Source organism: Frankia sp. Hr75.2, assembly GCF_949319125.1.
GTDB classification, from domain to species: domain Bacteria; phylum Actinomycetota; class Actinomycetes; order Frankiales; family Frankiaceae; genus Parafrankia; species Parafrankia soli.
In genome coordinates this window covers 53,394-67,404 of record NZ_CASGGV010000289.1, presented here as the reverse complement: position 1 = coordinate 67,404, position 14,011 = coordinate 53,394, and the positions used below count along the sequence as shown (strand labels likewise).

Sequence of the window (14,011 nt, the reverse complement as noted above, 5' to 3'; positions counted from 1 at the left end):
TTTACTATCCCTGCTTGGAAGCCACCATAAGCCGCCCGTACGGGCTGTACGTCCACGGGGCGAGTGACACGACCGGCGCTGTTCGCGGTGTGGAGACCATCACCACTGGTTTGAAATGGAAGCAGATTCAGCCGCCCGTTCTGGTCACAGGAGGGCTGGATGAGGCGACACGGGCCGCATGCTGGGAGTTGGGGGCCACGGCGGCGGCCAGTCTCATGATCGGGTAAGCCCCTTGTCGATGTTCTTTTGCGGGCCCGCCAGCTGTCGGAGCGCTGGTTGGTCCGCTAGGAACAGCGGGGCGACGGCGAGTGGCCCCTTGTAGTCGCTGTAGCGGCGCTCGACCTTCTCCTGCCCCTTGTAGCGGTGCAGTACCTCGGCCGTGTCCGCCTCGGCGGGTGTCGGGTTCGTCAGCAGCGCGTACCAGCCGTCGGACGCGGTCTCGGCGTCCAGGGCCGTCTGGTCGAACGTCCAGGTGAAGGTGGCTTTCCCGCTGGCCGGATCCGCGCCGTTCTCGTAGCGGACCAGGCTGGTGACCCGGCGGGCACGGCAGACCTGCTCGGCGCGGGCACGCACCGCCCGTTCGTCGGGGTGGTAGCGGCTGCCGGCGGTGCGTCTCAGCCGGTCGAGTTCGGCGGTGGCCTTGGCCGCCTTGAGCTGGCGGGCGGACACGGCGGCCTGCGCGCGGGCCGCCGAGTAGATGTAGACGGTGCGCACCGCGAGCGGCGGGTCTCCACGCTCGGCGGCCCGTAGTCCACCGTGGCCGACACAGCCACGAACCGTTTCAGGCCCACCACTCCACAACACAGCGGGCCCGACACGGAACAACCAAAAGATCGCGTAACTGGTCCATCGCACGCACGTGTGAAAGACAGGACTAGCCAGGCGGTGTGACGTTCTGGCGTTCGGGCCGCGCGGCGAACGAAGCCGACGGTCGCCTACCAAGCCGCAGTGGGGCAAGGCCGCGGTAGAGACGATCACGACCGGGTCGGACGGTTGCCGAAGCGGCTCCGGTCTGTGGGGCGGCTTGTCGTGCCTGTCGGGCGGAAACGGTGCCGTGGCGGACCCGTTCATTACCATGTCGGACCGTCGTCGGTGACGGCGACCGTGTCGGGTCGAGGCGGCGGATCAGGCCGTCGATGTTTCCTGTCTGCCAGGCGTGGCCCGCCAGGCCCAGCTGGAGTGGGCGACCCTCACCCATGCGACGGGGCTGATGCAGTGGCAGCTGGACGCCGCGCGGGGGGACGGCTCGCGCGAGGATTGGGGGTGGAGGCCAGAAGCCCGGGAGCTGGCCATGCCTCGGCGCTGGAACACGAGAAATTGTTCTGGGGACCGATGGATCCGCTCGCCTCGTCGGATCGGAACTGGTAACCGCGGCACATCCGCTCGCGGCGACTGGAACGGCCGACAAGGGAGACAAGACATGGATTCGGCTCGGAGCACCGCAGCGGCGACCCGCTGGGTCGTCGTGCTCACCGCCGTCGGATCGCTCATGGCCGCGCTCGACACGCTCGTCGTGTCGACGGCGCTCAGCACGATTCGCGAGGACCTGCACGCATCGGTACAGCAGTTGGAGTGGACGGTCAACGCCTACAACCTGACGTTCGCCGTGCTGCTGATCACCGCGGCGGCGCTCGGTGACCGCTACGGCCGCCGCAAGCTCTACGCAGCCGGTCTCGTGCTGTTCGCCGTGGCATCGGCGGCGTGTGCGCTCGCGCCGGGCGTCGGGTCGCTCATCGCCGCGCGTGCGGTGCAGGGTGCTGGCGCGGCACTGATCATTCCGTTGGGGCTGGCACTGCTGTCGGCCGCGTTCCCACCGGAACGGCGGGGGGCGGCGATCGGCATCTTCAGCGCGATCACCGGGCTCGCGGTCGCGAGCGGCCCGCTCGTCGGAGGTGCGGTAGTCGCGGGCCTCGCGTGGCAGTGGATCTTCTGGCTCAACGTTCCCATCGGGCTGCTCGCCGCGCCGCTGGTGCTGAGCCGAGTGCGCGAGAGCCGCGGCCCGGACTCCGCCATCGACGTGCGCGGGCTGGTGTTCGTGTCGGGTGGCGCGTTCGGCGTCGTCTGGGCTCTCGTGCGCGGCAACCAGGTCGGGTGGGGCAGCGGCGAGGTCGTGGCGGCTCTCGTCGGCGGCGCCGCGCTGCTGATCGCGTTCGTCGACTGGCAACGACGCGTGGCCACGCCGATGGTGCCGCTCGGATTCTTCCGCTCCCGCGCGTTCGCGGCCGGCAACGCCGCTATCTTCTTCACGTTCGCGTCGCTGTTCAGCGCGGTGTTCTTCTACGCGCAGATGCTGCAGGCCGTCCGTGGCTACGGCCCGCTCGGTGCCGGGTTGCGGCTGATCCCGTGGACGGCGACGTTCCTGACTGTCGCGCCGGCCGCCGGGGCGCTCGCGGACAAAATCGGTGAGCGCTGGCTACTCACCGTGGGACTCTGCCTCGAGGCCGCCGGCATGGCGTGGCTCGCGTCGGTCGCGAGTGCGGATCTGTCCTACGGGGCGATGCTCGGCCCCTTCGTCGTCGGTGGGGTCGGTGTCTCGATGGCGATCCCGTGCGCTCAGAACGCGGTGGTCGGATCGGTCGGGATGGACGCGCTCGGCAAAGCAGCGGGAGTAAACAGCATGATGCGTGAGCTCGGTGGCGTGTTCGGGATCGCGGTTACCGTCGCGGTCTTCGCGGGTACGGGCAGCTACGGTTCCCCGGCGTCGTTCGTCGACGGCTTCGGCCCGGCGATCGGCGTTGCCGCAGGACTCGCTCTCGCTGGTGCCCTCTGCGGATTCGCGGTCCCCTCGCACCCGAAAAAGACCGGGCCCGCGCCCGTGCTCGCCGCCGAGAACCACTCGGTCGTCGAGGCGGCGCGATGAGGCGCCTGATGGTGCGCTATCGCGTGCACCCTGACCGGGTCGCCGAGAATGAGGCACTGGTCCGCGCTGTGTGCGACGAGCTCGCGCGCACCGACCCGGCCGGATTCCGTTACGCGACGTTCCGCCTCGACGACGGTGCGACGTTCGTGCACATCGCGTCGACTGCGGCGGCCGACGGATCGAGCCCGTTGCCAGGGCTCGCGGCGTTCCAGCGCTTCCAGGAAGGAATCGCGCAGCGATGCGCGGAGCCGCCCGTGGTGACCGAACTCGCCGAGATCGGATCGTTCCGTTTCTTCGACGAGCCCGCGTCATGACCCCGACCCGGCCGCGGCCGGTGGTGCATCTCGAGCTGCACACGCCCGACCTGGACCGCGCGACGTCCTTCTACCTGCGGCTGCTTGGTTGGCATCCGCAGGTCGTCGAGACCGGTAACAGCCCTTACGTCAGCGTGGACGTCGGCATGAGCGGTGGCATCGTCGAGTGCGGCACGGCCCAGCCGCTGTGGATCCCCTACGTCGAGGTCACCGACGTCGCCCGCGCTACGGCCAGAGCATGTGCGCTCGGCGCGTCGATACTGCTCGCGCCACGCGAGGGACCTACCGGGTGGCGAAGCGTAATGACCTCGTACGCCAGCGGGCAGATCGCGTTCTGGCAGCCCAAAGCGGGACCGTCATGACCGAGGACGTCCTGCTCACAGCGGCCCGAGCCGGCGACGCCGACGCCTTCGCTCGCCTGATCGCGCCGCATCGCGCGCGCCTGCAAGCTCACTGCTACCGCATGCTCGGCTCGGCCCACGACGCCGAGGACGCCCTTCAGGACACCTTGCTCCGGGCGTGGCGCGGCCTCGCACGGTTCGAGGGCCGCAGCTCGCTTCGCTCCTGGCTCTACACGATCGCGACCAACACCTGCCTGCGCACCGTCGAGCGACGACCCCGCCGAGTGCTCCCCGTCGACTACGGCCCACCGGCCGACCCGCACGACGATCCTGGCGAGCCGCTGCTCGAGATGGTTTGGGTCGAGCCGTTCCCCGACGAGACGCTCGCGGACGACGACCTGTTCGCGTCCCCCGCCGCCCGCTACGAGCAACGCGAGAGCGTCGAGCTCGCGTTCGTCGCGGCGCTGCAGTACCTGCCGGCGCGCCAACGAGCCGTGCTGATCCTGCGCGACGTCCTCGGGTTCACGGGCGAGGAGGTGGCCGCGCAGCTCGACATCACACCAGCCGCCGTCTACAGCGCGCTGCAGCGCGCGCACAAGACCGTCGACGAACGGCTCCCGAAGCGCAGCCAACAGACGACACTGCGCTCAATCGGCGACGCCTCCGCACGCGCGATCGTGGCCGAGTTCGTCGACGCCTGGGAGCACGGCGACGTCGATGCCGTCGTCGCGACGCTCGCCGCCGACGTGACGATGACGATGCCGCCACTCGCGACCTGGTTCCGCGGCCGCGACGCGGTGGCGGCCTTCCTCCGTGAGTGGCCTATGGCGGCCCCGCTCCGCTGGCGGGTGGTACCCGTGCGCGCGAACGGCCAACTCGCGACCGCGCACTACCTGTGGGACAAGGCTGCGGTCACATTCCGCGCGCACAGCATCAGCGTTCTTACGCTACGGGAAAGCGAGATCGCCGAGTTCAACGCATTCCTCAGCCCCGAACCGTTCGCCGCGTTCGGACTTCCCGTATCGATTGAATCGATTGAGTTGTGCTAGTGCTAGCCGGAACGCCCACGCCGCCGACAGCCCGGACCGACGGACGGCTTCGTGAAGCTGCTGACGAACCCACGGCTCGCGGGATGGCGGGTGTATCAAGGAAAGATCGCAACCGACAAAGACGGTAGGCAGCTTGCGGTGGTGCTGGCGCACCTCGCCGAACACGCGCTGGAAGTGGAGGAGGAGCCTTGGCGACGGAGCTGGGGCAGGAAAAGGCCAGCTACTGGAGTGCCGGCGCGAGTGGTTTCCGATCCCGGGCCTGTGTCCCAGGAATAACAGACGTGGCCGCCGAGTGAGGAGGCCTGGAGATTGAACAACGCCGAGCGACTATTGGAACCGTGTGGGAGTCCGTTGCGCTCAAGCCTCCGAGAAAGAAGGGTGCGCGGAGCTTCGATCCTGCGCGCCTGGAGGCTATCTGGAAGGCGCCCTAACATGCCCGCCCTCATCACGAGGGTGGGCTTACCTTGTACCCTGGTATCATGCCGACCCTGCTAGTCGTCCACCACACCCCCTCGCCGGCCATGCAAGAGATGCTGGAAGCGGTGCTGTCGGGAGCCAGGACAGACGAGATCGAGGGTGTAGATGTGCAGGTACGCCCGGCACTCGCGGCAACGGCAGTTGATGTGTTGGGCGCGGACGGCTATGTGCTGGGAACCCCGGCCAATATCGGCTATATGTCTGGCGCTCTGAAACATTTCTTTGATTGCATCTACTATCCTTGTTTGGAAGCCACCGTTGGCCGCCCGTACGGCCTGTACGTCCACGGGGCGAGCGACAGCACTGGCGCGGTGCGGGGTGTCGAGACGATCACGACTGGTCTGAGGTGGAAGCAGGTTCAGCCGCCCGTCCTGGTCGTGGGAGGGATAGATGAGGCGTCACGCGCCGCGTGCTGGGAGCTGGGGGCCACAGCAGCGGCCGGTCTTATGATCGGGTGACTACCCTTGTTGATGTTATTTTTGCGACCAGATCTACTATCCGTGTCTGGACGCTACGGTGGGTCGTTCCTACGCCCTGTACGTGCACGGCAACAACGACACGACTGGTGCTGTCCGGGCGGTGGAGTCGATCGCGACCGGCCTCCGCTGGAAGCGGCTGCGCGACCCGGTCAGCGTCGTCGGCGACCTGGACGCCGCAGCCCGCGAGGCCTGCTGGGAACTCGGTGCGACGACGGCGGCCAGCCTGATGCCGGTTTGATCGGCACGGACCGGCTGCCCGCACGGACCGGCTGCCCGCCCAGCCCGGCAGGGACCCGGCGATGGTCAGGACACCCGTTTCCGGCCGCCCTCGCCCGCCGGCCCGCCTGCGGCGGCCGGGCGTGACGCGCTGCGCTGTCGGTCGCGGCATCCGATCATGACGGCCATGAGGTGGTCCGAACGCGGATCACCGCCGTCGGACTGGCGATCCCGCCGACCTCGACGGTTACTCCATTCGACGTGTTCCTCTCGCCGTTGTGGCAGGTCAGCTGGGAAGACGCCGTCGTGCTCACGCTCAGGGTCGATGTGCAGCCGCCATCGGAGCGGAAATTTCCGCCATCGAGCGCGATGACCATGTGCACCGTGTCCTTCTCGATGAGGGTCACATGGATCTCGGTGGCGCCGGACGTTGCCGGGAGTGCGATGTCTGTCGGGGCCGTGACCTGGACCTCGCATTCACCGTCGGTACACGCGTTCAGATCCGTCCCGTCCTTCGCGACCGGCATTGTCGGTGATGCCGAGGTGGGTGACGGCGTGGACGGGCCGATCGAAGCAGGGGAGCGCGTCGGAGAAGGCGAGCGCGCCTGCGCTCCGTCGTCCGCGCCGTCCGAGGAGCACGCCGCCGACACGGCTGCCACCAGCAAGACCGCGAGGAAGCTGGAAGGACGAATATGTAGCTGCGTCTGCATCCGTTGATCTAACTGCAGGTATCGAGGTTCGCGTCGGCTGATAGCACGCGTCGCTCGAGGATTCCGGGGCGATGCCGCCGCCGGAGGGTTGTGGGCGGCGGCGTGTGGCCGCCCCGCGCGCCCGGTGCGGATCGCGACGCGGGCGGACTCGGACATCGACATCGCTGCCTACTTCGGCGGGCCGCAGCCACCGAACCTCCGCGCCGTCACCGACGACCTTTCCGTGCTGCGCCGCGAGGCAGACGCCGGCGACGAGCGCCGCGCGGACCCGATCTGGCTGCGTGGCGTCAAGTACACCTTCGTGACAGCGATCGAGTGTGAGGCCTCACGGACGGTCAGACCCTCCCGGTGCGGACGCGTGATCCGCTGATGCCCGGAGGGCGGGGATCAGGGCGCCGATCCGCTCCAGCTGGTCGAACTGGGAGCGCAGGTCCAGAGCACCAAGGCGGGTGACGATGTGGCGTGCGCCGCCGGCGACGTACCGGTCCAAGCCCTCGAGGACCTGGTCGGCGGAGCCGGTGACCACCGCCTGGATCTTTTCCAGCTCCTCCAGCGGCATCCCGTAGGCGGCCCGCGCGTAGTCGTCCAGCGCCCGCCGGCCGCGCTCGACGTTGTCATCGATTCGTATCGAGACGAACAGCGCGGGTGTGATGTCCTCGGCGGCGCGGCCGGCGTCGGCCGCCGCCGTGCGGATGTTCCGCAGCCCGGACGCGTAGTCGGCGGGGTCGGGCGGATAGGGCAGCCACCCGTCGTACGTCCGGCCGGTGCGGGCCAGCGCGGCCGGGGTCGCGCCGCCGAGCCAGATCGGCGGGCCGCCTGCCTGGAACGGCCTGGTCGCGGGCGGGACGTCGGCGAACCTGAGGATCTCGCCGTGGAAGGAGCCGGCACCGTTCCACAGCGCCCGCCACAACGCGACCGTCTCGTCCAGCCGGGCGAAGCGCCGTTCCCACGGGACCTCGGAAAGGGTGTAAAAGGGCCGTCCGAAACGGCCGGGGAAGCCCGCGCCCACCGTCACCGTGAGCCGGCCGCCGGACAGCAGGTCGATCGACGCCAAAGACTGCGCGGCCTGGATCGGCCTTCGCAGGAACGGCAGCAGCGCGCCCGTTCCCAGGGTCACGGTCTCGGTCGCCGGGGCGAGCGCGGCCAACATCGTCAGCGCCTCGATACGCGGGCTGATCAGCGAGTCATTGACGAAGAGCGAGGAGAAACCCAGGCGTTCGGCCCTGCGCCCGAACGCGACCAGCTCTCGAGGGTCCCCGTCCGCGCCCCACTGGGCGGCTCCGGTCGGAAGCAGTACACCGATGTCCATGGCAGTGATGCTTGTGACCGGGGCGGACAGCGACAATTCCCGATGAGGAATGGCGCGGGATGCCACTGCCGGTAGAACAGGTCCGTGGACTTCCCTCGCGCGCTACGCGAACGCCGTACCCGCCGGCATCTCAGCCAGCTCGACCTGGCGCTGCGGGCGGGCACCACCCAGCGGCACCTCAGCTTCATCGAGTCCGGCAGGTCCGTCCCCGGCCGGAACATGGTCGTACGCCTGGCCGAGTCACTCGAACTGCCGCTGCGGGAGCGCAATGAGCTGCTGTTGGCTGCCGGGTACGCGCCCGTCTACCCGCAGAGCCGGCTCGACGACCCGGTGTTGGCCCCTGTGCGCACCGCGATCGACCACATCGTCCGCGGGCACCTGCCGTACCCGGCGCTGGTCGTGGACCGTAACGGCGACATGGTCGCCGCGAACGACGCGTTCGATCTGATCACCGAGGGCGCGGCGCCTGAGCTGGTCGGTCCGGGCAAGAACATCTACCGCCTCGCGCTGCATCCCGAGGGCCTGGCGCCCCGCATCCGCAACTTCGCCGAATGGGCGCGCCACATCCTGGCGCGCCTCGGCCACGTGGCGGAGCTGCGCGCCGAACTTACGAGGTACGTCCCCGAGCTGGCGCCGTCCGACGGGCAGCTCGGTTTCGCCGTCCCGCTTCACCTGGGGTCATCGCGCGGTGAGCTGCGCCTGATGACGACCGTGACGACCTTCGCCACCGCCGTCGATGTGACCCTCGCCGAGCTGAAGTTGGAGGCGTTCCTGCCGGTCGACCCGGCGACGGCCAAGGCCCTCTCGGTCGCCGCCGGGGCGGTGTCTCCCGCGACTCCCGGTCAGGCTCCTGGGAACATGTAGCCGACCTTGCTCCGGCCGCCGTCGTCGAGCACAGCGAACTCCAGGCCGCCTCCCGCCACAGTCAGTGGACGAGGCCCCTCGAAGGCCACCCGCGCAGAACGGGGAGACGGTCGTGATCACGTGCCGGCGGACAGTTCGAGTACCTCCTTCATCTCCTTGATGCCGTGTGCGGTGCGGGCCTCGATCAGGCCCGCCAGGCTGTCGGGGAGGAGGTCCGTGATCCAGAGAAGTCGGCTGTGCCTGTCGCCGTCGGGTAGGACCTGGAAGGAGGCATGGTGGTGGCGTAGGGGCGGTCTGGCTCCCTCGACGACCGCGTAGACGAGTCGGCGTACCTCGTCATCGACGGCGACGATGAGCTCCCGCACCAGGTGCCCGTCCGGCATGGTCAGCGTCCTGACGTCCCCGTCGAGGCTGACATCCAGCACCCGTCCCGGTAGCAGCCGCCGATGCACCGCTCCCACGTCGCGCAGGACGTCCCACACCTCTTCTGGAGGCAGGGCGACAACGACTTCGTGCCGGATGGAAGCGATGTTGATCTCCTGGTCGGAGGCGGTGTCGTGTGGGGGGGATCTCCAGAACCATATTGGCCGTCGAGCGTGAAGGCGTGGCTGGCTGACCCAGTGTGATCGACCGACGTAGAGGCCATCGCGACCGGCCTGCGCTGGAAGCGGCTGCTGTGACGGGGCGGTCTGGCGGCACCGGATAACTCACACGCGCGGAACCGGCCGCTGACAACTTTCTGGGCGAGGATGAGGACGGCGGCGAGCGCGAGCAGGCCGAGGGCGCGCAGGTAGACGGTGCCCTCGCGGTGGACCAGCGGGGTGGCCAGCGCCGCGCAGGACAGCGCGCCGAGTGCCGGGGCCCAGGTGGGGGCACGGTAGGCGCCCGGCGGGACGGGCTCGCGGCGCAGCACCAGCGCGCTGGTGTTGACGACGAAGAAGACCAGCAGCAGGAGCAGGACGGTGGTGTCGGCAAGGCCGGCCAGCTGGCCGGTGCTGGCCAGCGCCACCGTCAGGGCCGTCACGAAGCCGATCGCTATCGGCGGGGTGCGTCGGCCGGGCAGCACCCGCGCGAAGACGGTCGGGATCGTGCCCTGGGCAGCCATGCCGTAGACGAGACGGGAGGCCATCACCATGTTCATCAGGGCGGTGTTGGCGACCGCGACCAGCGCGACCGCGGCGAACAGCTTCGACGGCACCGGCACGTCGGAGGCCTTCACCACTTCCAGCAGCGGGGCACCGGAGCCGGTGAGGATGTCGGGATCCACCAGCATCGCGCAGGTGAACGCGACGAACAGGTAGACCGTGCCGGCGATGAACATGCCGCCGAACAGCGCCCGGGGCAGGTCCCGGCGCGGCCGGCGGGCCTCCTCGACGAGGTTCACCGAGTTCTCGAAGCCGAGCATCGCGTAGAACGCGAGCGTCGTGCCGGCGAGCAGGGCGAGCGGCGCAGGCCCCTCGGCACGCAGCTCGAAGGCCCGTCCCGGTTCGCCCGCTCCGGTAGCCAGCGCGTGCACGCCGATCCCGACGATCAGCAACAGCCCGGTCAGCTCGATCACGGTGAGCACAAGGTTCACCCGGGCCGACTCCCCGATCCCACGGGCGTTGAGAACCGCGGTCAGCAGGATGAACACGACCGCGACGACGACCGTCGGGGCCGCCACGAACTCCGCGAGGTATTTGCCCCCGATGGCCCGCGCGGCCGTGGCGGTGGAGGTGATCCCGGCGGCCAGCACGGTGAAGCCGACCATGAAGGTGAGAAACGGGCGACGGAACGCCTCGTTGGCGTAGAGCGCTGCTCCGGCCGCCCGGGGGTACTTGCCGACAAGCTCGGCGTAGGCCGTCCCGGTGAGGAACGCCAGTGCGAAGGCGATCAGGAACGGTGCCCAGATCATCCCGCCGACGTCGGCGGCGATCTGCCCGGTGAGCGCGTAGATCCCCGATCCGAGGACGTCACCGAGCACGAGGAACAACAGCATCCGCCCACTCAGGACACGCGCCAGGGTGGGCTGTGCGGCGTGCGCCGTTCGTCCGGTCACCGCCGTCTCGTCATCGGTTGTCCTGTCCCCGCGGGCTTGGCCGGCCGTCGTCCGGCCGATAGCGGTCGGACGCCCGTTCATCGTGTGGGTGCCCCTGATCCGCGGGCTGGTCGCTGCCCGCCACGCCGCCGGGAGAGCCGGGCCGACGTCCCCCGGGCCGAATACTGACACCGTGCCCGCCAGCCCGCCTGTTGGAGCTTGCCCAGCTCAGATGGTCACGATCGGGAACTGTCGGACCCGGCGTGGACGATGACGGCGCTTCGCCCAGGGCGCCCCCCCCCGCGCCGCCGGCGGGCCGGTCATCCTCCCGACCGGGGCCCCGGCTGGTCGGCCCGGTCGGCCCGGTCGGCTCGCCGAAACCCGCCTGTCGCTCCGGGGGGCGCCCCCGGTGACAACGGGCGTTCCGGCTGGAGACATGTAATGCCAAGTTGCATCACACCGGGCCGGATGCCGAGCGTGTGCCGGAGCTCATGGACGAGCTGTGTGGCTGGCTCCAGGGTGGATCGCCAGGCCGTTTCGGTCTGATCGGCACTGGGATCGGGGCGAGGAACGCACGGAGGGCGTATCGGGCATCCTCGGCTCGTTGGCGGTCTTCGTCCGCCCGTACTAATGTACGTGCCATCGCTCTGGGTATATATGGCGTCGCTTTCGGTTGGATGGGTCCGAGGGAGGTTCGTCGCGGCGATCCATTCCGGCTGGCAGGACGATCCAGGCCAGATGGGCGGAAATGATCCCAGGCGGAGAGGACGATGTCGCGCGCGGAGATCGCTCGAGCGGCCGCGGCGGAGTGCGACGCACCGAACTGCGGCGCGGCCGTTTTCCGCCGAATAGTCTGTGTGTGGGCGGCAGTCGCGCCCGCAGTCATGCTTGCTTCCTTCGTCCTTCCCTCGCGCACCGCTGACCTGGTGGTCCGCGCCTGCGGCATGGCCGCTATAGCGTTCCAGGGTGGGTGCGAACTGTGGTCGGCACGGCGAGCGAAGGGTGGCGAGCGACGTTGGCGACTGCTCCTTCTCGCCGGATGGATCACGGTGGCAGCCGGCCTGGTCATCACTTCCGTCAGGGCGTTGTTCTCGGGCCAGAGCCCGGTGCCACCCTTGTCGGGGACGGAACCGGCGTATCTGGCGTTCATTCCAGCATCCGTTGCCGCGCTGCTGGCTTTTCCCACCGACCCACTCAGCCCGGAGGACGAGCCGGTGCGCCGAGCCGGCCAGCACGGCACCCATTGGCGGACTGTCACCGTCATGGACGCGGTGCTCCTCGCCGGCTCGCTGAGCCTGCTCGGCTGGGTGGTCGTCCTCCAGCCTCTGGTGCGTGCGCGAGCACCCGCACCAGTTAGTCTCGCGGCCTTGTTGGCGTTCGGCATCGGATGTCTCCTGCTACTGATCACCGTCCTGCTCGTAGCGGCGTTCCGGCGCCCGCGCCAGAAGAAGCCGTTCGCATTGCTCGGTGGCGGGCTGGCCTCCATCACCATACTTCTGCACGTGTCGCTCTACTTCATCGCGAGCGGCCAACCGGAGCCCCTGCAACTCGAAGCCGCCAACGCCATTGGCACTGTGATGATCGGGCTTGCCTGCATCGCGCCACCACGGCCATCGACTGGCTCTGTAGTTGCCGCTGCCCCCCTAAGTCTCGAATCCGCTCCTGACTCGTGGCGCGTCCGGTGGGCTGGCTGGCGGGCCGGACCCGGCGTACGCTGGGTGAGGATATTCCTCCCGTACGTTCCGCTGTCCGCGCTGGGCGTGCTGGCGGTCATTCAGATGTCAACCGAGGCGCGGGTCGAACCGATCGAGATATACGGCATCTTCGCGCTCGTGCTGATGGTGCTGATCCGGCAGATGCTGACTTTGGCGGACAACCAGAAGCTGCTGGACAGGGTTCAGCGCAGCCGTCGCCAGCTGCGCCACCAGGCGCTCCATGACCCGCTGACCGGGCTGGCGAACCGTGTGCTGTTCGGTGACCGGGTGGAAGAGGCGGTCGCTCGGCGAGCCCGCGGCCGGCCGGCTCTGCTCTTCTGCGATCTCGATGACTTCAAGAGTGTCAACGACACCCTGGGTCATCCGGCCGGGGACGAATTGCTGAGGATAACCGCTCGGCGGCTGCTTGGTTGCGTACCGCCCTCGGACACGGTCGCCCGTCTCGGTGGCGACGAGTTCGCGGTTCTTTTGGCGGACGATGCCGCGGACGCCGAGGCGGTCGGCAAGAGGGTGGCCGCGGTGGTCCGGGCACCGTGCTTTCTCGCCGGGCAGCCGTGCGCCATTCACGCGAGCCTTGGCCTGACAGTCGCCGTGCCGGCATCCTCGATAAGTGCCGAGGACCTGGTCCAGCAGGCGGATCTCGCCATGTACGCAGCCAAGCGGCGGGGGAAAAACAGTCTGGTCGTCTACGATCCTGAAATCTTCGCTCACGGCCGGTCGCCGACGGCGCAACTCGCGCTGTCCCAGTTGTTGCGGGGCGATCCCGCCGGCGGCGTCATCGATGTCCTCTATCAGCCGATCGTCGATCTGACCCGCCATCACACGGTCGCGTTTCAGGCTTCAACGTGCTGGCACCATCCGACGCTCGGGTCGTTCACGGCAGAGCAGACGGTCACGGTCGCGACCGGAGTGGGGCTAAGAGCACAGCTCGAACAGTTGATCCTCGGCCGCGCCTGCCATGATATCGGCCACTACCGAAGGCAGACAGGGCAGAACGTCGCCGTCTGCGTCGGCGTTTCGGCGGCGAGGCCGGCTGGTGACTTACTGCCCGACGTCGAGGCGGCGCTGGCGGCCTCCCGCCTCCCCGCCCAGGCCCTGATCCTCAGGCTTACGGACATGGAGTGCCTCGACGAGGAGGCCGCGCGCAGCCTGCGGACATGCGTCACCCGTGGCCTGCGCCTCGCACTGAACGCCATCGCCAGGAACCAGAGCACCTTTCTGGCGCTCGACGAGCTGCCGATCCAGATACTCATGTTCGACAGCTACTACGCCGGCGGCCTGACGGGCAGCGCCAACCGGGCCGACCTGCTCCGCCGGGCACTGCTCGCCCTCGCCAGGGACCTCGGTCTCACGGTCGTTGCCACCGGCGTCCAGAACCGAGAGCAGGCACGCACATTGGCGCGCCACGGCTGCCGCTTCGGACAAGGACAGTTCTTCGGACCGCCAGCCGCACTGCCTGGTCAGCCGCGGCAACAGTGACATTGCAGGTGCGGTCCGTGGCGTCGAGACCATCACGACTGGTCTGAGATGGAAGCGGTTGCGTGAGCCGATCACCATCGTCGGTGAGCTGACCGCTGCGGACCGCGAGGCCTGCTGGGATCTCGGCGCCACGGCCCCGCGAGCCTTGTGATGTAGGCGAGGCGCTGCGGCCCTGCTCCGT

The 14,011-nt window shown here is 69.0% G+C and carries 14 protein-coding genes and 1 pseudogene; 10 read left to right on the top strand and 5 right to left on the bottom strand.

Going from position 1 to position 14,011, the window contains the following annotated elements; genetic code table 11:
* Nucleotides 1-227: pseudogene (locus AC559T_RS21350) on the top strand (flavodoxin); the annotation flags it as partial.
* On the opposite strand, the gene AC559T_RS21345 reads toward AC559T_RS21350, so the two are convergent.
* Entirely contained in the window at nucleotides 214-714 is a 501-nt protein-coding gene (locus AC559T_RS21345) for a hypothetical protein (protein ID WP_498869856.1), read from the bottom strand. The pseudogene AC559T_RS21350 and the gene AC559T_RS21345 overlap by 14 nt on opposite strands.
* A gap of 706 nt (nucleotides 715-1,420) precedes the next feature.
* On the opposite strand from AC559T_RS21345, the gene AC559T_RS21340 reads away from it, so the two are divergent.
* From AC559T_RS21340 to AC559T_RS21315, 6 genes are all read left to right on the top strand, one after another.
* Complete coding sequence (locus AC559T_RS21340) at nucleotides 1,421-2,860, top strand: MFS transporter (protein ID WP_498869855.1); 1,440 nt, start codon at nucleotides 1,421-1,423, stop codon at nucleotides 2,858-2,860.
* Nucleotides 2,861-2,868: 8 nt separating this feature from the next.
* The gene (locus AC559T_RS21335) at nucleotides 2,869-3,174 is read left to right on the top strand and encodes a hypothetical protein (protein ID WP_498869854.1); all 306 of its coding nucleotides are present in this window, start codon (nucleotides 2,869-2,871) and stop codon (nucleotides 3,172-3,174) included.
* The gene (locus tag AC559T_RS21330; RefSeq protein WP_498869853.1) at nucleotides 3,171-3,536 is read left to right on the top strand and encodes a VOC family protein; all 366 of its coding nucleotides are present in this window, start codon (nucleotides 3,171-3,173) and stop codon (nucleotides 3,534-3,536) included. Before AC559T_RS21335 ends, AC559T_RS21330 begins: the two co-directional genes overlap by 4 nt.
* Nucleotides 3,533-4,564 (top strand): sigma-70 family RNA polymerase sigma factor, encoded by a 1,032-nt coding sequence (locus AC559T_RS21325; RefSeq protein WP_498869852.1) that lies wholly within the window; start codon nucleotides 3,533-3,535, stop codon nucleotides 4,562-4,564. The genes AC559T_RS21330 and AC559T_RS21325 overlap by 4 nt, the downstream gene beginning before the upstream one ends.
* 479 nt (nucleotides 4,565-5,043) lie before the next feature.
* Nucleotides 5,044-5,499: a flavodoxin family protein gene (locus AC559T_RS21320; protein ID WP_498869851.1), complete on the top strand. Its 456-nt coding sequence runs from the start codon at nucleotides 5,044-5,046 to the stop codon at nucleotides 5,497-5,499.
* Nucleotides 5,500-5,557: 58 nt separating this feature from the next.
* A complete protein-coding gene (locus AC559T_RS21315) occupies nucleotides 5,558-5,758 on the top strand; it encodes a flavodoxin (RefSeq protein WP_498869850.1) in 201 nt (66 codons plus the stop codon).
* Nucleotides 5,759-5,912: 154 nt separating this feature from the next.
* Here the strand turns inward: AC559T_RS21315 and AC559T_RS21310 are convergent, their stop codons facing one another.
* A complete protein-coding gene (locus AC559T_RS21310) occupies nucleotides 5,913-6,446 on the bottom strand; it encodes a hypothetical protein (RefSeq protein ID WP_498869849.1) in 534 nt (177 codons plus the stop codon).
* A gap of 124 nt (nucleotides 6,447-6,570) precedes the next feature.
* Between AC559T_RS21310 and AC559T_RS21305 the strand changes: the two genes are divergently transcribed.
* A complete protein-coding gene (locus AC559T_RS21305; RefSeq protein ID WP_498869848.1) occupies nucleotides 6,571-6,816 on the top strand; it encodes a hypothetical protein in 246 nt (81 codons plus the stop codon).
* On the opposite strand, the gene AC559T_RS21300 is transcribed toward AC559T_RS21305, so the two are convergent.
* Complete coding sequence (locus tag AC559T_RS21300) at nucleotides 6,772-7,755, bottom strand: LLM class flavin-dependent oxidoreductase (protein ID WP_498869847.1); 984 nt, start codon at nucleotides 7,753-7,755, stop codon at nucleotides 6,772-6,774. The genes AC559T_RS21305 and AC559T_RS21300 overlap by 45 nt on opposite strands.
* An 84-nt stretch (nucleotides 7,756-7,839) precedes the next feature.
* On the opposite strand from AC559T_RS21300, the gene AC559T_RS21295 reads away from it, so the two are divergent.
* Complete coding sequence (locus tag AC559T_RS21295; protein WP_071066831.1) at nucleotides 7,840-8,619, top strand: helix-turn-helix domain-containing protein; 780 nt, start codon at nucleotides 7,840-7,842, stop codon at nucleotides 8,617-8,619.
* A gap of 116 nt (nucleotides 8,620-8,735) precedes the next feature.
* Here the strand turns inward: AC559T_RS21295 and AC559T_RS21290 are convergent, their stop codons facing one another.
* Together AC559T_RS21290 and AC559T_RS21285 are read right to left on the bottom strand one after the other, a co-directional pair.
* A complete protein-coding gene (locus AC559T_RS21290; RefSeq protein WP_498869846.1) occupies nucleotides 8,736-9,101 on the bottom strand; it encodes an SRPBCC family protein in 366 nt (121 codons plus the stop codon).
* A complete protein-coding gene (locus AC559T_RS21285; protein WP_498869845.1) occupies nucleotides 9,005-10,657 on the bottom strand; it encodes an APC family permease in 1,653 nt (550 codons plus the stop codon). Before AC559T_RS21285 ends, AC559T_RS21290 begins: the two co-directional genes overlap by 97 nt.
* Before the next feature lie 749 nt (nucleotides 10,658-11,406).
* Between AC559T_RS21285 and AC559T_RS21280 the strand changes: the two genes are divergently transcribed.
* A complete protein-coding gene (locus AC559T_RS21280; protein WP_498869844.1) occupies nucleotides 11,407-13,830 on the top strand; it encodes a diguanylate cyclase domain-containing protein in 2,424 nt (807 codons plus the stop codon).
* Nucleotides 13,831-14,011: the final 181 nt, after the last annotated feature.

Excerpts from the sequence above, each read along its gene's own strand:
- AC559T_RS21340 (WP_498869855.1), top strand. The coding sequence starts at position 1,421 with ATGGATTCGGCTCGGAGCACCGCAGCGGCGACCCGCTGGGTCGTCGTG.
- AC559T_RS21335 (WP_498869854.1), top strand. The coding sequence starts at position 2,869 with ATGGTGCGCTATCGCGTGCACCCTGACCGGGTCGCCGAGAATGAGGCA.
- AC559T_RS21330 (WP_498869853.1), top strand. The coding sequence starts at position 3,171 with ATGACCCCGACCCGGCCGCGGCCGGTGGTGCATCTCGAGCTGCACACG.
- AC559T_RS21325 (WP_498869852.1), top strand. The coding sequence starts at position 3,533 with ATGACCGAGGACGTCCTGCTCACAGCGGCCCGAGCCGGCGACGCCGAC.
- AC559T_RS21320 (WP_498869851.1), top strand. The coding sequence starts at position 5,044 with ATGCCGACCCTGCTAGTCGTCCACCACACCCCCTCGCCGGCCATGCAA.
- AC559T_RS21310 (WP_498869849.1), bottom strand. The coding sequence starts at position 6,446 with ATGCAGACGCAGCTACATATTCGTCCTTCCAGCTTCCTCGCGGTCTTG.
- AC559T_RS21300 (WP_498869847.1), bottom strand. The coding sequence starts at position 7,755 with ATGGACATCGGTGTACTGCTTCCGACCGGAGCCGCCCAGTGGGGCGCG.
- AC559T_RS21280 (WP_498869844.1), top strand. The coding sequence starts at position 11,407 with ATGTCGCGCGCGGAGATCGCTCGAGCGGCCGCGGCGGAGTGCGACGCA.